Genomic DNA, 19290 nt, shown 5'->3' on the forward strand with positions numbered 1-19290 from the left:
GCGGGCTTCCCTTAGGGGATGTCACAGCTCGGCCGCAAAGCCGGGCCCGAACCGCAGGGCCCGGCACGCGGATCTCCGGGACCAGGTACGTTCGAAGACGTGGCTGGATTCAGGATCGGACGGGGCAGCCGGAACAACGGCACCCCGCAAACGCGCCCCCAACAACCTCCGTACGGGCAGCAGGCACCCCAGGGGCCGTCGTACGGCTATCCCCCGCCGCCGCAGCAGCCGTACGGCGGCTCGGGCGGCGGCGGTGGCGGCTGGCCGCAGGCGAACGGCGGTGGTCATGGCGGCCACGGCGGTCATGGCGGCCACGGCGAGCCGGAGTACTTCGGTGACGGCGGCCACCCGCACGGCCCCGGTGGTACCCCGGACCCCTACGCGGCGAACAACCCGGGCCACACCCAGGCCTTCTCGGTCGGCGAGGACCCCTACAGCCAGGGCGAGACCTACCAGGCGGGCGCGGCCCCGGCCGCCCCGGTCGGCCCGCGACTGCACTGGAAGGCCCTGCTGCGGGGCATCGTCCTCTCCCCCGGCCAGACCTTCCTCCAGATGCGGGACTACACGATGTGGGGCCCCGCCCTCGTCGTGACGTTCCTCTACGGCCTGCTCGCGGTCTTCGGCTTCGACGACGCGCGGAACGACGCGATCAACGCGACCCTGTCGAACGCGGTCCCGATCGTCCTGACCACGGCCGTGGCGATGGTCATCTCGTCCTTCGTCCTGGGCGTGGTCACCCACACCCTGGCCCGCCAGCTGGGCGGCGACGGCGCCTGGCAGCCCACGGTCGGCCTCTCCATGCTGATCATGTCCCTCACGGACGCCCCCCGCCTGGTCTTCGCGATGTTCGCCGGCGGCGACGCGACGTTCGTGCAGGCCCTTGGCTGGGCGACGTGGGTGGCGGCGGGCGCGCTCCTCACCCTGATGGTGTCCAAGTCCCACGATCTGCCGTGGCCGAAGGCCCTGGGCGCGAGCGCGATCCAGCTGATCGCCCTGCTGTCGATCGTGAAGCTCGGCACGTTCTAGAAGGACAGAAGGACAGAAAGGCAGAAGGACAGAAGGACAGATTGCGGGGCCCCCGGCGTGCACGCCGGGGGCCCTTCTTCATGCTCGACGCACTCCACAGCCGGTTCCGCCCTGTTCGCTTTGCGCTTCCGATGTTGAAACTTTGTGTGCAGATACGTTGACCTGTGTTCGGATCGTCTTCTAGCTTGCGGGAACCATCGAGCCCGCCGAAGGGGAATGCCGTGCCACGAGAGAACCATCGCCGGACAGCTTGCTTCGCCGCGTTGCTGGCCTGCGCCACGGCATTCGGGGGCGCACTCGCCTCCCCCGCCGCCGCCTCCCCCGCATCCCCATCCGCATCCGCATCCGCATCCGCCTACGGCAAGCCGGCCGTGCCGCCCGTCAGCGACTTCCACGGCGTCAACTGGGCCGACCCGCGCGACAACTACGCCGATGACGCGGTCGTACCGTCGGGCCTGTCCACCACGGACAGTTACGCCACCACCTACGCCAAGTCCCAGGCGATCGTCGGCGGCTTCGCCAAGCTGGGCGCCAACACGGTCCGGCTGCCGGTCAACCCGACCTCGGTCAACGGCCCCTTCTGGAAGTCGTACAAGGGAGCGATCGACGCCGCCACCGACAAGGGGTTCAAGGTCATCCTGGGCTACTGGGAGGCCGACAACGCCAAGGACGGCAAGATCGACGACCAAGCCGCCTACGACCAGATGTGGGCGCGGATCACCTCCGCGTACGCGCGGGACTCCAAGGTGTACTTCGAGCCGATGAACGAGCCCTTCGGCTACACCTCCCAGGAGTGGCGCGACATCGCCGCCCGCTGGGTGACGACCCACCGCTCCGTGCCCCGCGACCGGATCCTCATCGGCGGCGTCAAGTACAGCGAGGACGTCAAGCCGGTGTGCGCCGACAGCCGCCTGAACGGCACTCGGCTGGCCCTGCACAACTACGGCTTCTGGCACACCGACTGGACCAGCTACGACCAGTGGAAGCAGGACTTCAAGGCGCGCATCGGCGACTGCGCCTCCCGCACCATCCTGGACGAGTTCGGCGCCACCATGACCTCCGGCCTGGACTACAACGGCCCGACGAACGGCTCCCACGAGATCGCCTACATCCAGGCGGCCACCGACACCATCCGCGAACTGGGCCTCGGCTCCGTCTACTGGCCCGGCCTGCGCAACGGCGACACCTACTCCCTCACCACCCTCCAGGGAACGGGCACCAACCTCAGCCTCCAGCTGAACAACCAGAGCGGCCTGGACCGCCTGCACTGGGCCTGGCGGCAGTAAGCGGTGGTGACGCGCCGATGCGGCGATGAGTCTCCGCGGCGAGCGGGGTCCGTCTGCGCGACGGGCGTCTCCCACCGCCCCGGCCCCCGAGGACCTCGCCGAAACGACCGGCACCGTCCTCGGGGGGCCGGGACAGCCGGCCGGGACGGCCGGGACGCCTACAACCGCCGGTTCAGGGCCGACTGATCAAGCGGGCCGGCTCCGGGTCGGAGGGCCGCAGTCAGACGGCTTCCTTGTTGGGCTTGGCCACGTCCCCGGACTTGTGCACCGGAGGCAGCACACTCCACGGGAAGTTGATCCACTCGTCGGTGCGCTTCCACACGTACTCGCACTTCACGAGGGAGTGGGACTTCTCATAGACGACAGCGGACCGCACCTCGGCGACATGCTGCACGCAGAAGTCGTGGACGAGCTTCAGCGTCTTGCCGGTGTCGGCGACGTCATCGGCGATCAGCACCTTCTTGTCGGTGAAGTCGATCGCGTTGGGGACGGGGGCGAGCATGACGGGCATGTCGAGGGTGGTCCCCACGCCCGTGTAGAACTCCACGTTCACGAGGTGGAGGTTCTTGCAGTCGAGGGCGTAGGCGAGCCCGCCGGCGACGAAGACGCCACCGCGGGCGATGCTGAGCACGATGTCCGGCTCGTACCCGTCGTCGACGATGGTCTGCGCGAGCTCACGGACGGCGGTGCCGAACCGCTCGTAGGTCAGGTTCTCCCGCACGCCGCTCACACCTGGGTCCGATGGAAGTTCTTGAAGGACCGCGAGGCAGTGGGCCCGCGCTGCCCCTGGTACCGGGACCCGTACCGCTCGCTGCCGTACGGGAACTCGGCGGGCGAGCTGAGCCGGAACATGCACAGCTGGCCGATCTTCATGCCGGGCCAGAGCTTGATCGGGAGCGTGGCGAGGTTGGACAGCTCAAGGGTCACGTGCCCGCTGAACCCGGGGTCGATGAACCCGGCGGTGGAGTGGGTGACGAGCCCGAGCCGCCCGAGCGAGGACTTCCCCTCGAGCCGCGAGGCAAGATCGTCGGGCAGCGTGATGACCTCGTACGTGGAGGCCAGCACGAACTCGCCGGGGTGCAGGATGAACGGCTCGTCGCCCTCGGGCTCCACGAGCCGCGTGAGGTCCGCCTGCTCGACGGAGGGGTCGATGTGCGGGTACCGGTGGTTCTCGAACACCCGGAAGTAACGGTCCAGCCGCACATCGATGCTCGAGGGCTGCACCATGGATTCGTCGTAGGGATCGATCCGTACCCGCCCGGCGTCGATCTCGGCCCGGATGTCCTTGTCTGAGAGAAGCACGCCCCGAGGATACGCAAGGCGCGCGGAACGACCACAATCACGGCCTCCGCGCGCCAGGCGCTGCGCTTGCTGTTACTGCTGTTGATGCTGCTGGCACTGCTGGTGCTGCTGGCACTGCTGGCACTGCTGGCACTGCTGGTGCTGCTGGCGCTGCTGGCGCTGCTGGTGCTGCTGGCACTGCTGGTGCTAGCAATACTGCTGGTACTGCTGTTGCTACCGCTTCTCCAACGCCACCGCCACCGGCACCGGCACCACACTGCGGAGCCGGGCACACCGGGGGCACCGGAGGAGCCGCCCGGGGCCGAGGCGCTCGGCCTGCTGCATCGGGAACGAAGCGGTGCTGAACACGTGCCCATCGGCACAACGGACGACGGTGCGCTCCATCAAGTCCTAGAGTCCCTTCCCCAAGAGCCGCGTCCGGCTGCTGCCTGCCTGACGACGAGAGGCCACATTACGGGATCAAAGGGACGGCCCTCCAGGCGGCACTCCGACCCCGCCCTGACCCTCTCCGACCCCTCCACCGTACGCCCCAACTCCGGTACCCCGCAGTCACATCCGCCCCCTGAAACGCCCTCAGGCCCCTCGGCGTCAGCGCCGGGGGCCGGTGATGAGGTACAGTGACCAGGCGATCGGACACCGGCTCCGGATGATCTCGGAACGGGCGTCTTACGCGGGTGTAGTTTAATGGTAGAACATCAGCTTCCCAAGCTGAGAGCGCGAGTTCGATTCTCGTCACCCGCTCCATGCGAAACCCCCAGGTCAGGGACCCGGGGGTTCTTTGTTGTCTAGATCGGTGGGCGTCGCGCGCCGTCCGGCTCTCACCGGCACTATTCAGTCGCCGAGTCCCTTTGCGAACGCCGCGGGGCCTCGGCGTCGCCTCAGCAGTTCCCGTACTGGACGGGAACGCAGACAGGCACCGGCCGTGACGACCAACGCGGCCGTACCGTACGTCCACGCCTGGAGGGGGAAGCCAGGCAGCAGTCGGCCTGCGAGGTAGAGGACGGTGCCGGCAAGGGTGACGGTGAGCCACTCCCAGCGGCCGTCCAGGGCCACGAGGGCGATGACGAGCAGGGAGTACCAGGGGTAGGTGGGCGAGAAGAGAAGCAGCGCGGTGCCGGTCAGCAGGAGGGCGCCGCGCCAGGGGCGGGCGGGATTCCCACGCCACCATACGTACAGCGCGGTGAGTGCGAGCAGCGCCGCGGCGGTCACTGCCGCGGCGGTGTCCGGCAGGAGCAGCCGCAGCAGGGCGAAGCGGCGTACGCGCCCTGTTTCGTAGCCCTCCTCGTGCAGGTATCCGGGCAGGTATCCCAGGACGTCGGCGCCGGAGGCGAGGACATAGGGCAGGTAGGCGAGCGCGACAGCGGCGACGGCGGCGGCTGTGACGCGCAGGACGCGTGCCGGACCGCGCTGTCCCGACAGGGCGCCGGGCAGGACCAGTACGGGCAGGATCTTCACGGCGATCGCGGCGCCGAGCAGTGCCCCCCGTCGGGCACCGGCCGTGGCGGTGCCGAGCGCGAGTACGACGAGCAGGACGCCGAGGGTGTCGATATGGGCGTTGTTGACGGCTTCGAAGGCGACAGCCGGGCACCACGCCCACAGCGCGGCCCGCGCGGGGGCCCGCGCCGGATCGCCGCGTCGGCGCAGGACGACCAGCAGAGCCACCGTGGTGCCGAACGCCAAGACCGCGCCGCCGAGTTGGAGCGGCTTGTGGCGGCTGTCGGGCGGGGAGACGGCGTGCACGGCGAGGTACCAGCCCTCGGCCACGGGCGGGTAGATGGTGGGCACGCCGGGGCGGTTCATGCGTACGCACAGGCCGCTGCCGGTGTGTGTCAGGCCCCAGTCCGTGCAGGCTCCTTCGGTGGGGAAGAGCCAGTCGTCGCGCAACTCGGCCAGTTCGGGCGCGGCGGGCGGATAGGCGTACGGGGAGATTCCGGCGGCCTGGACGCGGCCGTCCCAGGCGTATCGGAACATGTCGTTGCTGGTGCGGGGCGGCGAGGACAGACCGGTCACCGCGACGGCGGCGGCGCCGATCAGGACCAGGACCATCGCGGCCCGGGCCGGAACCTTGCGCACCGTCCACACCGCGGCGGCGAACAGCGCCCAGGCGACGGCGTATCCCGCCAGCAGCCGGGCGGGGGCGCTGTGGCTGTCGCCTGCCTGGAGGGTGTCGGCGACGACGGCGGTGAGCGCGGCGAGGAGTACCGCGGTGGCGGTGACGGCGAGCCGGGCCTTCCGGCGGTTCGCCCGGGCGGCAGGGGGCGGGGGTGGTGACGCGGAAGACCCGGAGCCCGGTGGGCGGGACATGACGGTGTCGGTCATGACCCGCCCCCCGGGAGTGACGTCGCGCCCGGCGGGCGTGACGTCGCGGCGCTCTCGTCCCCGGCCGCGGTGTGCTCCTCCCGCGGCCTGCCGGGTCTGCCCGGCCCGGAGTTCGGGCGGTGGAGTTCCACGAAGGGACGGCTGTCCGCGGTCCACCGGCCGGTGACGATCCAGCCGGTGACCTGGGCTGTGTGGAGCAGCGCCGTCACGCCGACACGAGCCCAGGGGAAAGGTCGGCCGTGACGGCCGTGGGCGTCCTCGACGCGGACGGTGAGGCGCTCGTCCACGTCGTCGCCGGCTGCCTCGGCCAGCAGACGGCCACCGGGGCGGACCACCTCACGCAGGCGAGTGAGCAGGGTCACCGGGTCGCCGCCGATGCCCACATTGCCGTCCATCAGCAGGACGGTGCCCCACCGGCTCTCTCTCGGCAGGCGGTCGAAAACGGAGCGGCGCAGGGCGCTTCCGCCGAGTCGCCGGGTCCGGGCGACGGCGGCCGGACTGACGTCCACGCCGAGGGCCGGGATTCCGCGTGCGGCCAGGGCGGCCACCAGGCGTCCGGGTCCGCAGCCGACGTCCAGCACGGGCCCGCTACAGCGGCGCAGGACGTCGGTGTCGACGGCGTCGGGGGCGGCGCACCAGCTCTCCACGTCCAGCGGCAGCAGCTCCACCGCCCCTGGGGCGCCCGGCGTCATGCGGCGCAGATACAACGGGCCGCGGCCAGTGCGCACGGCGTGGGCGTAGGGGTCGTCCGTCCATGGTTCGCCGGGTTCCGCACGAGCGAGCGGCTCGGCGGGACACGCCGGCCCCACGCGCGGGCCGGGCAACGGGTCGGCGGATCGGGGCTGTTGCCGTCCGGGCGCCGCCGACTGGGCGCTTCTGGTTGCGGTTCCGGTCACCGGGCGACCTCCGCGAACGAGGCCAGCGCGGCGGCGAAACGCGATCCGGCCGGGCAGAGGCCCGCCACGCGGGCGGCGTCCGTCGCGGTGTCGACGTCGCGCAGGAGAGGCAGGTCACGGACCGTCAGGCCCGCTTCGACGAGCCTGCGGCGCTGGACCGCGCCGGTGCGGTCGGTTGACATGGGAACACCTCGCACTACGGACCCGGCACGGGAGGGCTCGGCCAGGCCCAGGGCCCAGAAGCCGCCGTCGGCGGCCGGCCCGAGCCAGGCGTCGTGGCCGTCCTCGCCGACACCGGCCAGCAGATCCGCGGTCAGCTGCGGGGTGTCCATGCCGACCAACAGCGCGGGACCGTCGTCGCAGACGGCGAAGGCGCCTACGATCCGCTCGTCCAGCCCGCCGGAGACCTGCGGGACGACGTCGAAGCCCCGGGGCAGCCAGCGCCCCGGTTCTCCGTCGAGGACGAGGATCCGGCGCCGGGCAGGCACCCGGAGCACCGCGTCGAGGGTGTCGCGCAGGGATGCCTCGGCCAGCGCGGCGGCCTCCTGCGGCGTGTAGGGCGGGGTGAGCCGCGTCTTGACCCGGCCGGGTACCGGTTCCTTGGCGATGACGAGCAGCGTGGCCCGCCCCGAGGCGGCGGTCATCGCACGGCTCCCGACACCGCCGCGGCCGGGCCGGGCACGGGCTGCTCGGCGAGTACGGCGCGCATGTCGCGGACCGCCTGCCAGGTCCCGCGCCAGGTTCCGGTGACCTTCGAGCGGCCCGTACGCGGGTGGTACGGCACGTCCGTCTCGTCCACGCGCCAGCCGGCGTCGGCGGCGCGGATCACCGTCTGCAGCGGGTAGCCGGAGCGGCGATCGGTCAGGTCCAGGGCCAGCAGCGCCTCGCGGCGGGCCGCGCGCATGGGGCCGAGGTCGCGCAGCCTCAGGCCGGTGCGGCGGCGAATCAGGCGGGCCAGTTCCAGGTTCGCCAGCCGGGCGTGGGCGGGCCAGGCCCCGCGGGCGGTGGGCCGGCGGCGGCCCAGGACCATGTCGGCGACACCGTCGAGGACGGGACCGGCCACCCGGGGCAGCAGTGCGGGGTCGAGGGAGGCGTCGCAGTCGCAGAAGCAGACGACGTCGGCCGTGGCGGCCGTCAGGCCCGCGTGGCAGGCGGCGCCGAACCCGCGCCGCGGCTCGTGGACCACGTACGCCCCGAGGGCGCGGGCGATGTCGGCGGAGCCGTCGGTGGAGCCGTTGTCGACGACGATCGCGCGCCAGGTGGGTGGGATCCGCTCCAGCACCCAGGGCAGGGCCTCGGCTTCGTCGAGGCAGGGCAGCACGATGTCCACAGGAGAAGGGGATGTCTCGATCACCCCCCTCACCTTACGAACGCAAAGCAGGCATAAGGGATTTGGTGTCCTTACGGATCGCTGACGTCGCCGATCCTCACGGTCGAGCCGGCCGGCACCGGACGCCTCACCCCGGCCGCAGCCATACCGGCCGGCCGTACGGACGTGCCGAGATCGTTGCAGCCGACAGTACGGCCGTGCCGATAGTCCGGTGCGCCGGCGAAGCCCTTGCCGAGTCCGGCCATCGCGGCCTGGCGGCACACCGCGTCCACGCCGAGCACGGCGTCGGTGGTGGCCGGCGCCGGTGAGGGCGGTGACGAGGTGCGAGCCGATGAAGCCCGCACCTCCGGTGACCAGGATCAACATGCCCGACCATACGGCCGCGCCGGCAGCGGCCAGCTGTTCGACGGGGGTACCTCATCGGTTCGTAGGCCTTCGAGGCCGTGCCCCGTCGTCTCCGGTCGCCACCCTTTCCTCTCCCCTTCGATACGTCGCCGCCGTCAGCAAGGCGAACCCCAGGGCGAAGCCGAGCATGGTGAGCACACCCCGCGGCCAGAAGATGTGGCTGTCGGCGAACGACCAGCAGGCGGCGAGCAGCGCCACGGCCCCCGGCAGCACCCGAGCCCCGTGCCGCCGGTGCAGCACCGCGCACGTCGCGGCACAGGCCACGGCCAAGGCGTAGACCCCCGCCCGGCCCAGTTCGTCGCCGGCCGCGAACAGCCGCCCGGCCGCCCCGTGGACCCCGTGGTCCACCACCGTGCCCGCGGAGATCCCGGCGACGGCGTCGAGTCCGGAGTAGTACGCGGCGTAGACGAGGCATCCGGCCCAGGCGAGCACCGTCAGGAATCCATCGGCGTCACGGCGCGGCCTGCCCCACAACGGGACCACCAGACCGAGCACCAAGAACGGGAACACCGGCAGCAGGACGACGTGCAGCCCGGCCCAGTCGCCCGCCGTCGCCGCCGTCAGATGCCGGGGATGGACCAGACCGGCGACAGCCAGCAGCAGGGGGACCGCCGTCACCAGCGCCGTCGTACGCAGAGCACGCAGAGCACGCAGAGCACGCAGAGCACGCAATGATCTCATCCCGTCACCGTAGGAGGGCGCGCCGGCTCCGCCGTGCCCCTGCGCGGAACGCGTAAGACACCCGTAACACCGAAAGCGGCCGCGGTCGGCCGCTGTCCCTCACGACGGTGACCGCAGACGCCGCACAAGGCCCCTGGCGGCCGACGCGAGCGCCGTCACCGTGGCCACGACCGCCAGCGCGATCAGCCAGTTGCGCGGATAGTCCAGCGGGAGCACCGAGGCGTTCGCCGTGCGTCCCGGGCGCAGCAGCACCGGCAACGCCACCACCGTCAACGCGCCCATGACCACCAGTGCCCCGCGCACCGGACCGCGCGCCCGGCCGCGCACCAGCACCAGCCCGGCCAGCAGCACCAGCGGTGCGAGCAGCACGTCGTGCAGGAGGACCGCCCCGCCCAGCCAGGCCAGAACGCCGGTCAGGTCACGGACGTCCGTCAGCAGCGACGCGCCGACGCCCATGAGGGCCACACCCACCGCGCCCACGACAACACGCGTCACCTTCACGACAGCACCTCCAGCCGTCCCACCCACTTGGTCTGAAGCACGCCGGGCCGGTTCGGGGCGATGAGCCGCGCCGGGTAGCCGTGGTCGGGGTCGAGCTCCTCTCCGTTCAGACGGAGCGCGAGCAGGGTCAGCGGGTCGCGGGCGTGCTCATGCCCCATCTCCGACACCCGGTAGCCACCGCGCAGTTGCAGCGACACCACCCGCACCCGCGCGTCCGCCGGCGCCCCCGACCGCTCCAGCAGATCCGCGACCCGTACGCCCGTCCAGTGCGCCGACCTGCTCCAGCCCTCCACACAGGCGATCGGCAGTTCCGCCTCGTGCTGCGGCAGAGCACGCAGCTCGTCCAACGTAAGGGTGTACGGCCGTGGACCGGCCACCACCAGGCGGTACTGCTCGTCGGCGACCCGGCCGACCCCGGCCGCCGCGGCGGTCCGGTTGACGGGCAGGGCCTGCGGGCCGTGGTCGGGATGGCGCGGCGCGAACAGGATGAGGTTCTTCAGCGGAGTGAGGGACTGACCCACCGTGGTGAGGGTGACGGCTCCGACGGCCGCCGCCACCGCCGCCAGCAACGACCGCCGGTCGGCGGCGTCCTGTGCCGGCAGGCTGAGCGTCCCGGGCGACCGTCGGCTCCAATGCGCCCGGATCTCGGGGGCCTTGACCGCGATGTGCAGCACCAGGGCCCCGGTCACCAGCCACGCCACCGCGTAGTGCACCGGCACGAACGAGAACGGCCACGGGTACCACTGGACCGTGTTCAGCAGCCCGGTCGCCAGCTCGAAGACGGCCCCGGCCACCAGCACCGCGACCGACAGACGTTCCAGCGCGTGCCGTGCCGACCGCAGCGGCGGCCACGCGAACAGCCGTGGGTACACCGTCCACAGCTTGGCGAGCAGGAGCGGAATCGCCGCGATGCCGGAAGCGACGTGCAGGCCCTGGGTGAACCGGTAACCCCACGACGGGCGACTCGGGATGCGGTCGGCCAGCCAGACCGGCGGATGCTGCATGAAGTGGCTGACGAGCCCGGTGACGAAGCACAGGGCGAACGCCGGCCCCAGCCAGCGGCCGATCGATGTCGCCGTGCGGGCGTCGTGCAGCCTGCCCCTGAACACCGGCGGAAGAACACGCAGTTTCATGCACCGATCCCACTCGGCAGCTGTCCGTTCCGGAACGTCCGAGCGCCTTACGGAACAGTGACGGCCAGTGATCGCCCGGCGAACTGCCTACGAGAGTCTGAGGCGCCCCCGCTCCCCAGTCGCCTCACTTCCACCACATGAGTCTGTATGGCGATGGAAGCGAGCCGTGTCCAAGGCGCCGGGGGCCGGAGGACGTCACGGTCACCGGGAGAAGTCCAGGACTCGGCGGATCGAGATCCGCGGCGGTGCACTCGATCACCGGGAAGGGGCTCGTTCCGATGCGGGGGTCGTTCCGCTCGCTCGGGCCGGCCAACGAGGCCGTGCCACGGTTCGACACCTCGCCCGGCGAGGTCGAGATCACCAAGCCCTGTGCACCCGCGAAGGCGTATGTTGACTGGACGCCCGGCCGAGCCCGGCCCAACACAGCACCTGTCCCTGGACGCATTCTGCCCACCGGTTTGCGCGCCCCGTGCCCATAGCGTGCCCATAGCAGCGGACAACCACGGTCAACACCGGTGCGATCCGACCCGCACGACCGCCCGAGCCGAAGCCATCTGCGCACGTCAGAGCCATACAGCCCGCCCAGGCGCCGTCGCTTCCCAAGCTGAGAGCGCGAGTTCGATTCTCGTCACCCGCTCCATGATTAAGGCCCAGGTCAGAGACCCGGGCCTTTTTGCTGTCCGCTGTGATCAGCGGTCGCGTGCCAGAAGCGCGCCACTTCTGCATCACGAGCCCGCTGCCCCCATAGGAGTAAAGCTCACAACCGCCTGCCCGGCGTACGACGGCGCAGATGCGGTTCCAGGAGGCCCAAGGCCTCCTCCCAGCGGTAGCGGTCCGCGCCGCCCCCCGCCTTGGGCAGGTGGGGCTCGTACGAGCCGATCAGGACATCCATCTCACGGAGCCGGTTCAGATTCTGCGCGTAAGCAGGATGGGCTGCTTGGGCTGCGTTCAAGTACGGCAGTACAGCGGTGGGGATACCCATCCCGAATGCCTCGCAGAGGACGCCGAGAGCGAGGGTGTCCGCGATGCCGGCGGCCCACTTGTTGATCGTGTTGAAGCTGGCCGGTGCCACGGCGATCGCGTCCGCCGGAGGCAGGGGCCTGGCCTCGCCCGGGGTCCGCCAGGCGGAACGGACGGGGTAGCCGGTCCGGGCCTCGATCGATTCGACGTCGAGGAAGCCCAGCCCCTGCGGTGTTGCGATGATCCCCACATCCCAATGCCGCTCCTGTGCGGCCGCGATCAGCTTGCCGACATCACCGGCAACGCCGCAGGCACAGACGACGACGTACAAGAAGGGCTTCTTGCGGGGGGTGGACGGTTCGGTCACGCGGTGGCTCCTACTCGGCGACTGAATTCGTGCAGCTGCGGCAGTGTGCGGCGACGGTCGCGGGCGGCCATGTCGGCAACGAGGTCCCGCACTGCTGGACGGCGGACATCCTGGGCGGCACAGCTTTCGGCGACCTGAAGGGCGCGGCAGGCGTCGGCGAGGCGGTCCTGTCGGCTGTAGGCGCGGGCGGCCTCCACCCAGAGCGCGGCCCGGCGCTCGGGTACCGGGATGGGGCGGTGCATGAGGGGGCGCGCGGCTTGGAGGGCACGGCCGGTGTCGCCCAGGGCCACCAGCGCGCTCACTTCGTGGAGGGCGACGTTGGTGGGGCTGAAGTTGGCCCAGGCGTCGGGCCGTTCGAGGCACACATAGCGGGCCACTTCCTTGGCCTCGGCGAGGAATGTTCCGCAGGCGGCACGATCCCCTCCCCCGCTGGCTGCCGTAACACCACGGAGCAGCAACAGCCCCAGAGCAGCAAGGAACTTCGGGGAACGGCGGTCGTAGGACCCCGCGAGCTGGTCAGCGGTGCAGCGGACGACGGTGACGGCCTGAGCGGCGTGCTTCTCGCGGGCCAGGACGTGTGCCTGAACACGGACGCTCGAGGCGAGGATCACCGGGTCCCCGGAGCGTTCGGCCTCGGCCATCGCTCGGCCGACCGCGAGCCAGGCGTTGCCCTGGTCGTGCTGCTTGAGCAGCAGGCTGGTCGCCGTCTGGTATGCCGTGGCCAGCATCCCGGAGAGAGCGCATGTGTCCGTAACTGCATCGCTCACGGCCTGCCTCAGGTCAGCGATCAGGCCGGGCAGCACGCGCTCCAACGTCGTGTAGTCACAGGTGTAGAAGAGCCTGCGAACGGCACCGACGCGCTCGCGGAGCGCCGTCGGGTCTGACGGAACCCCGGTGGGCGATGGACCAGGGCCAGGCAGGAGAACCTGTACGAGGTCGTCATGGGCCGGCGTCGGGGTGGCAGGTGGTGGCGTGAGAGCGGCCAGCCCTGCGGCGAGGAACGTACGGCGGTGCATGTGAGCGGGCACCGTGTCCGGGCCGACGGCGGAAGCATCGGCCTCCGACGCCAGGCCCAACTGACCCGGCGGGATTCCGAGTTCCTCGGCAAGGGCCCGGAGCACCGCAATGTCCCCCGTCCCACGACCGTTCTCCAGTCGGCTCACCTTGGACTGGTGATAGCCGAGCGCGGTGGCGACGTCCTTCTGCGAGCGTCGCCGTAACACCCGTGCCTTGCGGATCACTTCACCGACCCGTCGCCCCTCGTGCTGCGTCTCGGGCATCTGCCACTGCCCCCTTTCGCTGCAGCCGATCATGCCTGCTCAACGGAGCGTAGGTCAGTCGTACCGCGACGTGATGCAGCCTCTGCATATCCGATGCAGCACCGACTCCGACGCCGTCCGGCCCGCCTGTCACCTGCTTGCGTGAAGTTGCCAGCCAGACTCAACCGGAAGGCCACCCATGGCAATGCAACAGCTCAGCTTCTCGGTGCCGGCCACACCCACCGCCGTGACCGCCGTCCGACGCCGGGCCGTAGCCGGGATACGAGGCTGGCGGGCACAGCTGGACGAAGACACCGTGCACACCGCCGAACTGCTGATCAGTGAGCTGGTCACCAACGCGGTCCAGCACGCCGGCACCGACCGCGTGGCCTTGCTGGTGCAGTTGACCGGCCGCCTCCTCCGAATCGAAGTGCACGACGCCAGTCCGGATCTGCCCCGTCCCGGTCACCCCGACCTGAACAGCGAGAACGGCCGCGGCCTGCATCTCATCGAGGCATTGGCCGCCAGCCACGGCACCGATCCAACGGAAACGGGCAAATGCTGCTGGGCCGAACTCACCCTGCCGACACCAGCCGACCGACCAGATCTCCACCCTCCGTCCACCACGGTCAGACACAACGAGGCCTCAGCTGCCTGCGCACCAGCCCGAAGCGTCGAAGGCACGCATCTCCCCCCACCTCGCTCCCCCACAAAGATCCCTGACGCACCTGCCCTGCGCGCGGGCTACTGGTGCGAGTGCTGGACCGAGGACCTGGACGTACAACGGCGGCCAGCACCTCTGGCATCCGTCGACGCTTACTCGGCGGCCCAGGCAGACAGATGGGTCGCGGTCGCCCTGCGCACCATCACACCCGCCCTGGACTCTCAAGCTTCTGACGAGGCATGGGACTGGTTGTACGAGGGCCGCATCGAGACCCGACGAGCCCTCCTACGGGCGAAGCCTTGCACTGTTTCGATCACGCAGGGACGCACCCGCATCACCTGGACGATCCGGCCGGTGCTCTTCGCACCGCTCGCCCACCGCAACGGCGTCGAACTCCCGTCCTGCGCATATGACTTCAAACCCTGCGCGACCGACTGAGTTACAACTTTCTCTACTGGTTCAAGGCGGCTCGCTCCGCTCACCGCGCGCGGCCCGGCCCCCGGCCGGGCCTGCGCTCCTGTCTCCGCCCCGCTCCATCCCGGCCGGCGCCCGGGCCGCGCGCACAGCAATCAGCCACCTGATACCAGAGAAGAGGTGCGTCGTGGCTGGGGCGGTCGGCTCCACGGCTTTAGGCAGCCACTTTGGCGCGAGCCTCGCAGATCATGGCCCCAACGTCGTGCTTTACCGGGCAGGTCCACAGACTGCCCGACGCGCCGGAAGCTTACGGGGCCATGATCACTCGCGCCAAAGCAGCTCCAGCCCAAAGCCGCTACGTCGACCGCTTGCACCGCACTCCATCCAGGAGGGCAGCGTTTATAGCGTGCGAAGAAAAGCGTCGACTTCGAGCATGTTTATATGCTCGAAGTCTTTAGGGTGGACTACAATCCGAAGCTCCTTGCACACAGGATTCTGGCGGGAGCGAGCTACGAAAGATAGGGTGATCATCTTTAGAAGACTTTCCCTATTCAAGCAAGAGACACGAGCCAATTCTGAGCCAATGATTGGAATGGAAACAGCCTTGCGCTGACCTCGAACGTGTATGGCATCCCAAACAGCATCTAGACTCTTCCACAGAGCGTCAACGCTTGATTGTGCGATCAGATCATTCTCCATCTTGGAGTACGCAACACAGAAGTAGTGACGCGCAGGACTTCCTAGCGTTGCCACGGTAGATATCGGATATCTTCGCAGCTTGCCAATCGGCTTCGCTTCCGAGGTTTCTGTAGATACATATTCGACGCGCTCAAGAGCGTCACTCAAGTCGGAATCTAGTTTGCCGACGTCGCCCCCGTAGACTTTTTCTTGGAACTGCCCCTGAACGCTGGTGCTAGATATCACGACGCCGTTCGTCGTATCCGTGTCAAAAGTGTCCGTGAACCCAATAACGAGATGACTACCCTGTGCAAACAGGTCTCCGACCTCGACCGTGATCGCTATATCGGGATTGCTGAACTCGCGCGTGACTTTGCGTTGCGGCCAGGCCCTGTAGGCGCCAAAGAGCAGCGAGACAGCCAACAGTGCACCAAGGAGAACCCAGCGCTGAGGAGCTGAAATCGCGACATCCACCCAAAGAGCCAAAACTATTTGCAAGACGCCTGAAAGTAGGCCGAACGCCCCGAGCGAATTACGCGAGAAAAGCGTCAATCCACGCTGCGTTCTGAACAGTTGCGCGAATCTATGCAAGGCGCTCACAGACCCAACCTCGCGTAAACATGCCCCTTGTAGTAATGCGGCCCTGTCTTCACGTTAGCGTTAGATGGATTTGCCATATAGGCGGGGACGTACTCATCTAGTGCATACCTGATAATGGCTGGCTGGAAGGATACATTGATGGAGTAGTGATTAATCAGAGTGGCCGGAATTTTCGCCCGCTCTACCACTCGCGATCCCTTCAGGTCAACAAAGACGACAGGCAGATTTCGCCGCTTGATCGCCTCGATTTCGTAGTAAAGAAAGCTCGAGGGTCTAGCGGCCTTAGGGCGCGTAGTGTCGCTCAGAAGGACAACGGTTTGCTTTGTACTTGACAAGCGCTCGCCGAGTCTGCGGCGGATAGTTTCCGGTCTACTAGCATCAAGGGCAGTATTGATGTCATGGGCATCGAAAAAATTGAATTCGATATTCCTGTTATCGCGCCAGGCTTCCATGAGTCGATAGCAATAAATATCTTCACTTGCGAACGCCACATAAGTTTTATTCCGGTAGGGCATCTATCTTCCTATGGCTCGACTGCGGTGATATCGGAAGTGGCAGAAACATAGCTGACGTCTGCGCAAATCCAACTGGCGCAAACAGAGGAAATCTCGCACGTAAGTTAGAACGGAGCGAGAATCACAGCCGCATCGCGCCTATTGCCAGGCGTGTTGATATAGGTGCCGACTCCAAGGCTTGACGCCAATGCCCGGAGCTTCTCCTCTGATGCATGCGCCGCCCGGAGGCCTTCCTCGCTTGTGTAAACCTCTAGATCAGTAGGGCCACTCGAATTAATCTTTAGAACATTCTCTGGACCAATTATATCGAGGATAGCGCGACGCATTCTCTTGAATTGCCCAACGGAATCCTCTCTTTGGGTGGCATTGATAGTTATTTCGCCGGCTGGTTCGTTAATCGTGTAGCGGGGTACGGTATTCGCCATCTCGATTAGTGAAATTTTCCTCTCTAGGCTATGAACTCGAGAACTCTGCTCTCTAACCAATGCAACCAGCTCGTTGAGAATCTCTGAGGTTTCGCGCTCTGGTAGTGCATCGTGCGGCCGCACGGATCTAATCCGCTCAAGATTCTCTTGGAGATCACCCCAGAACCTGTCGAAGGTGACCCGCAGTCGGTCAAGATCAACACTATTCTCGGATTTTTCATTGATGCTCTTCACCAGCGACCAGACGTCATCCCGAGAGGAACTTTCAGTGGCTTGGAACTGGGCGATTGGGCCAGAGAGGTCCTTAACAGCTAGATCAAGTAGAAAAGGGGCGAGCAGAGATTCCCCAAGTTCTCTTGACAAAGCTCCCGACTCGAAGTTGATCCACGGAGCATGCTGATTTTCGCGAGTTACGCAGACGATTCCATAGTTGCAGCGCTGTAGTTGGCTTGCAATCTTATCCAGGCCTCGCTCACCCTTGGAAATGTCCTGCGAGGAAACAAAGGGGTCGATAGCTTGATTCATAAATGGAAGCCAGTCCCTAAGTGCCTCCGCACACAGCTTTGAAGCGTCCCCTGACCAGCTAATAAAAACGCGCACAGTTCTTACCTCGCCATGTGCCGAACATCGTTAGCATCCAGGATGCCGGAGGTTGGGTCGCCCTGTCTCAGGATCACACGGACTCTGCTTAGAGCACCCGGTGGACCGCCCGTAAGGGAGTCTCATTGCGCAACGGGCGTTCGCGCGGCCAGTGGGTACCGAACCTCGGTGCCTACCCTGCCGTTCCGCGAGCAAGGTCGGCCTGTCAGCGCACCGGGAGAGCCTCCGGACATGAGTCACGACTTGGCTGTGTGGAGGGCGATCGCCCTGCGGACGACAAGGCGGCTGCGCGAGCGTTCACCAACCTCATCCGCCGGTCGTGCGCATAGCGGCTTACGTTGCCGCCCTCCTGGAACGGTGGTGTGACCTGACCGAGAACGAATGTGGGGATACCTTCCCTTGGTCGACGGGGCCGTTGACCAGCGAGGCATGCGGCCCGCTTGTCTACTTCCCGATGCGCTGGAGCACGGCTGAGGAGGCCTCCAGCTACGCGGCAGCCCTCGCCGACTCGATGGGGCTGGTCTGCTTCGATCCCCAGCAGAGCCAGCTCAGGCCCTGAAGCTAGGGGCGTGCTCCCGTCTCAGTTTCCGTCTCATTAATCGCCGTTCACAGCCGTTCAGACCGTCCTGAAGCCGGTAGCCGCACTCACGGCTGGCCGCCCATGAACGCAGGTGAACGGCCCCGTTCGACGCTCTCCGGACCACCACCACAGTTGGAAAGCGTGCGCCCCCGAGCAACCTCCTTTGGCCGCCGTGCACCACTGAGCGGAGCAGTGCGCCTTCCACAGAGGACATGTGCCGGGTAATCCTGCACTGGTCCGCACGACGGTCGAGACCGGGGGTGGGAGACGTGACTCGCACGCAGTCCAGGTGTGGAGCACTCACGGAGAAGGGCACTCGGTGCCGGCGGCTGGCGATGGTCGGTGCGTCGCGATGCAACCTGCACCGTGGCGAGTGGTCGTCGTACACCATCGAGAAGCGCAAGGAAGCCGAACGCAAGGCAAAGGCACGCAAGCGTCGCAAGTGACCCCAGCCGGGCTCTAGAGCCGCCCCGTCTGCCAGATCGGGTCGTCCGGTGCTGGGCGTCCGTCGAGGCGCTGGAGGGGTTCTCCGCTGAGCGAGAGATGCCGACGAGCGACGGCTATGAAGTGCCCCTGTGCGGCAACGACTCTCCCTCTGAGCTCCATCCAGTTCTCCTCAGGAGTCAGACCCCGCCGAATGGCAATGTGAAACCGCCAGATCTGCTCGTCAATGGCGTGCGCGGCTGCTGCAATGTCCCTGCTGGCAACGAGATTGACGCTACTGAGGGCTTCGCCCCAGGGGCGCCAGTCGACTGTCGTCGGGGCCAGCACGCCTTGAGGGATGTCGTCAGGCCGGTTGCGGTCCATGTCGCTGAGGTCCACAAGCACTGAGGATGATTCCCGCAGTACACGGACGCACGCTGCCGCCTGCTGTTCCCTGATCCAGTGGCGATCTTGAGCTCTTCTGCTGACGATGCTCCCAACGAATACGCCAATCAGCGTGGTCAGCACGGCCCCGACCGGAGCCCCCAGTAAGGCCAGCAACGACGTCATATGAGTCATTCTGGCGACGATGCTGTGGCTTGAGTAGCGGCTCACCTCATCTCGCTGCGGTCAGCCAGTGGGCAGTGCCGGGTCCAGTGCCAAAGCCGTTCAGGAACCCGGAGACCGCAGCCCACTCGTTGACCACCTCCACCGACCTCGGCCCCGGCGGCCGGATCTGCGGCGCCGCTGACTTAGTCCCTGGACATGCCCCCGTGCCAAACCCGTGCCAGATAGTGCGGGGAACCACAGGGAACAGCGGTCACCCATCCGGCACGCCCTCAGGTCATGAGTCCGCTCCTCAGCAGGTCAGCAAACCCATCGGCCCCGTAGAACCCAAGCTTCCCAAGCTGATGTCACGCAGCTAC

The 19290-nt window shown here is 67.8% G+C and carries 20 protein-coding genes, 1 tRNA gene and 2 pseudogenes; 7 read left to right on the plus strand and 16 right to left on the minus strand.

The window, feature by feature from the left end:
* The first annotated feature begins 18 nt into the window (after positions 1–18).
* Both KUM44_RS23195 and KUM44_RS23200 read left to right on the plus strand, forming a co-directional pair.
* Positions 19–1026 (plus strand): Yip1 family protein, encoded by a 1008-nt coding sequence (locus tag KUM44_RS23195; protein ID WP_217210591.1) that lies wholly within the window; start codon positions 19–21, stop codon positions 1024–1026.
* 221 nt (positions 1027–1247) lie between these two features.
* Complete coding sequence (locus KUM44_RS23200; protein ID WP_217210593.1) at positions 1248–2312, plus strand: glycoside hydrolase family 5 protein; 1065 nt, start codon at positions 1248–1250, stop codon at positions 2310–2312.
* 220 nt (positions 2313–2532) lie between these two features.
* On the opposite strand, the gene KUM44_RS23205 is transcribed toward KUM44_RS23200, so the two are convergent.
* Complete coding sequence (locus tag KUM44_RS23205) at positions 2533–3042, minus strand: phosphoribosyltransferase (protein WP_217210595.1); 510 nt, start codon at positions 3040–3042, stop codon at positions 2533–2535.
* Positions 3039–3614, minus strand: a complete 576-nt coding sequence (dcd, locus tag KUM44_RS23210; protein ID WP_030054451.1) for a dCTP deaminase — start codon at positions 3612–3614, stop codon at positions 3039–3041. The genes KUM44_RS23205 and dcd overlap by 4 nt, the downstream gene beginning before the upstream one ends.
* Before the next feature lie 66 nt (positions 3615–3680).
* Here dcd and KUM44_RS23215 point away from each other — a divergent pair, with 66 nt between their 5' ends.
* Both KUM44_RS23215 and KUM44_RS23220 read left to right on the plus strand, forming a co-directional pair.
* On the plus strand, positions 3681–4235 hold the full coding sequence (locus KUM44_RS23215; protein ID WP_217210598.1) for a hypothetical protein: 555 nt from the start codon (positions 3681–3683) through the stop codon (positions 4233–4235).
* A 49-nt stretch (positions 4236–4284) separates the two neighbouring features.
* A tRNA-Gly gene (locus tag KUM44_RS23220) sits at positions 4285–4358 on the plus strand.
* Positions 4359–4445: 87 nt separating this feature from the next.
* Here the strand turns inward: KUM44_RS23220 and KUM44_RS23225 are convergent.
* The 10 genes and pseudogenes from KUM44_RS23225 to KUM44_RS23270 form a co-directional block, all read right to left on the minus strand.
* Positions 4446–5933, minus strand: coding sequence for a glycosyltransferase 87 family protein (locus KUM44_RS23225; protein WP_217210600.1), 1488 nt, complete (start codon positions 5931–5933; stop codon positions 4446–4448).
* Positions 5930–6757, minus strand: coding sequence for a class I SAM-dependent methyltransferase (locus KUM44_RS23230; RefSeq protein WP_217210943.1), 828 nt, complete (start codon positions 6755–6757; stop codon positions 5930–5932). Before KUM44_RS23230 ends, KUM44_RS23225 begins: the two co-directional genes overlap by 4 nt.
* Before the next feature lie 68 nt (positions 6758–6825).
* A complete protein-coding gene (locus tag KUM44_RS23235) occupies positions 6826–7473 on the minus strand; it encodes a DUF2064 domain-containing protein (RefSeq protein ID WP_217210602.1) in 648 nt (215 codons plus the stop codon).
* Positions 7470–8183 (minus strand): glycosyltransferase family 2 protein, encoded by a 714-nt coding sequence (locus KUM44_RS23240; RefSeq protein WP_217210604.1) that lies wholly within the window; start codon positions 8181–8183, stop codon positions 7470–7472. Before KUM44_RS23240 ends, KUM44_RS23235 begins: the two co-directional genes overlap by 4 nt.
* A gap of 62 nt (positions 8184–8245) precedes the next feature.
* Positions 8246–8525: pseudogene (locus KUM44_RS23245) on the minus strand (NAD-dependent epimerase/dehydratase family protein); the annotation flags it as partial.
* A gap of 51 nt (positions 8526–8576) precedes the next feature.
* The gene (locus KUM44_RS23250; protein WP_254389959.1) at positions 8577–9245 is read right to left on the minus strand and encodes a hypothetical protein; all 669 of its coding nucleotides are present in this window, start codon (positions 9243–9245) and stop codon (positions 8577–8579) included.
* A 99-nt stretch (positions 9246–9344) separates the two neighbouring features.
* The gene (locus tag KUM44_RS23255) at positions 9345–9746 is read right to left on the minus strand and encodes a hypothetical protein (protein WP_217210606.1); all 402 of its coding nucleotides are present in this window, start codon (positions 9744–9746) and stop codon (positions 9345–9347) included.
* The gene (locus KUM44_RS23260; RefSeq protein WP_217210608.1) at positions 9743–10879 is read right to left on the minus strand and encodes a molybdopterin-dependent oxidoreductase; all 1137 of its coding nucleotides are present in this window, start codon (positions 10877–10879) and stop codon (positions 9743–9745) included. Before KUM44_RS23260 ends, KUM44_RS23255 begins: the two co-directional genes overlap by 4 nt.
* A 757-nt stretch (positions 10880–11636) precedes the next feature.
* Positions 11637–12206, minus strand: a complete 570-nt coding sequence (locus tag KUM44_RS23265; protein ID WP_217210611.1) for a flavoprotein — start codon at positions 12204–12206, stop codon at positions 11637–11639.
* A complete protein-coding gene (locus KUM44_RS23270) occupies positions 12203–13486 on the minus strand; it encodes a helix-turn-helix domain-containing protein (RefSeq protein WP_217210613.1) in 1284 nt (427 codons plus the stop codon). Before KUM44_RS23270 ends, KUM44_RS23265 begins: the two co-directional genes overlap by 4 nt.
* A 184-nt stretch (positions 13487–13670) precedes the next feature.
* On the opposite strand from KUM44_RS23270, the pseudogene KUM44_RS23275 reads away from it, so the two are divergent.
* Together KUM44_RS23275 and KUM44_RS23280 are read left to right on the plus strand one after the other, a co-directional pair.
* Positions 13671–14018, plus strand: a pseudogene (locus KUM44_RS23275) (ATP-binding protein); the annotation flags it as partial.
* A gap of 180 nt (positions 14019–14198) precedes the next feature.
* Positions 14199–14567: a hypothetical protein gene (locus tag KUM44_RS23280; RefSeq protein WP_217210953.1), complete on the plus strand. Its 369-nt coding sequence runs from the start codon at positions 14199–14201 to the stop codon at positions 14565–14567.
* 375 nt (positions 14568–14942) lie between these two features.
* Here the strand turns inward: KUM44_RS23280 and KUM44_RS23285 are convergent, their stop codons facing one another.
* The 3 genes from KUM44_RS23285 to KUM44_RS23295 all read right to left on the minus strand — a co-directional run bounded on the left by KUM44_RS23285 (position 14943) and on the right by KUM44_RS23295 (position 17361).
* The gene (locus KUM44_RS23285; protein WP_217210615.1) at positions 14943–15821 is read right to left on the minus strand and encodes a macro domain-containing protein; all 879 of its coding nucleotides are present in this window, start codon (positions 15819–15821) and stop codon (positions 14943–14945) included.
* Positions 15818–16336, minus strand: a complete 519-nt coding sequence (locus tag KUM44_RS23290; protein WP_217210617.1) for a TIR domain-containing protein — start codon at positions 16334–16336, stop codon at positions 15818–15820. The genes KUM44_RS23285 and KUM44_RS23290 overlap by 4 nt, the downstream gene beginning before the upstream one ends.
* Positions 16337–16440: 104 nt before the next feature.
* Positions 16441–17361, minus strand: a complete 921-nt coding sequence (locus KUM44_RS23295) for a TIR domain-containing protein (protein WP_217210619.1) — start codon at positions 17359–17361, stop codon at positions 16441–16443.
* A 415-nt stretch (positions 17362–17776) separates the two neighbouring features.
* On the opposite strand from KUM44_RS23295, the gene KUM44_RS47240 reads away from it, so the two are divergent.
* Positions 17777–17920, plus strand: coding sequence for a hypothetical protein (locus KUM44_RS47240; protein ID WP_308402696.1), 144 nt, complete (start codon positions 17777–17779; stop codon positions 17918–17920).
* A 480-nt stretch (positions 17921–18400) separates the two neighbouring features.
* Here the strand turns inward: KUM44_RS47240 and KUM44_RS23305 are convergent, their stop codons facing one another.
* Entirely contained in the window at positions 18401–18934 is a 534-nt protein-coding gene (locus KUM44_RS23305; RefSeq protein WP_217210620.1) for a hypothetical protein, read from the minus strand.
* Positions 18935–19290 lie beyond the last annotated feature (356 nt).

This window comes from Streptomyces sp. AC550_RSS872 (genome assembly GCF_019049285.1).
Lineage (GTDB): Bacteria > Actinomycetota > Actinomycetes > Streptomycetales > Streptomycetaceae > Streptomyces.

Bases quoted from the DNA above. Each gene is read 5' to 3' on its own strand.
- KUM44_RS23270 (WP_217210613.1), bottom strand. From the start codon at position 13,486: ATGCCCGAGACGCAGCACGAGGGGCGACGGGTCGGTGAAGTGATCCGC.
- KUM44_RS23250 (WP_254389959.1), bottom strand. From the start codon at position 9,245: ATGAGATCATTGCGTGCTCTGCGTGCTCTGCGTGCTCTGCGTGCTCTG.
- KUM44_RS23290 (WP_217210617.1), bottom strand. From the start codon at position 16,336: ATGCCCTACCGGAATAAAACTTATGTGGCGTTCGCAAGTGAAGATATT.
- KUM44_RS23225 (WP_217210600.1), bottom strand. From the start codon at position 5,933: ATGACCGACACCGTCATGTCCCGCCCACCGGGCTCCGGGTCTTCCGCG.
- KUM44_RS23305 (WP_217210620.1), bottom strand. From the start codon at position 18,934: ATGACGTCGTTGCTGGCCTTACTGGGGGCTCCGGTCGGGGCCGTGCTG.
- KUM44_RS23260 (WP_217210608.1), bottom strand. From the start codon at position 10,879: ATGAAACTGCGTGTTCTTCCGCCGGTGTTCAGGGGCAGGCTGCACGAC.
- KUM44_RS23235 (WP_217210602.1), bottom strand. From the start codon at position 7,473: ATGACCGCCGCCTCGGGGCGGGCCACGCTGCTCGTCATCGCCAAGGAA.
- KUM44_RS23195 (WP_217210591.1), top strand. From the start codon at position 19: ATGTCACAGCTCGGCCGCAAAGCCGGGCCCGAACCGCAGGGCCCGGCA.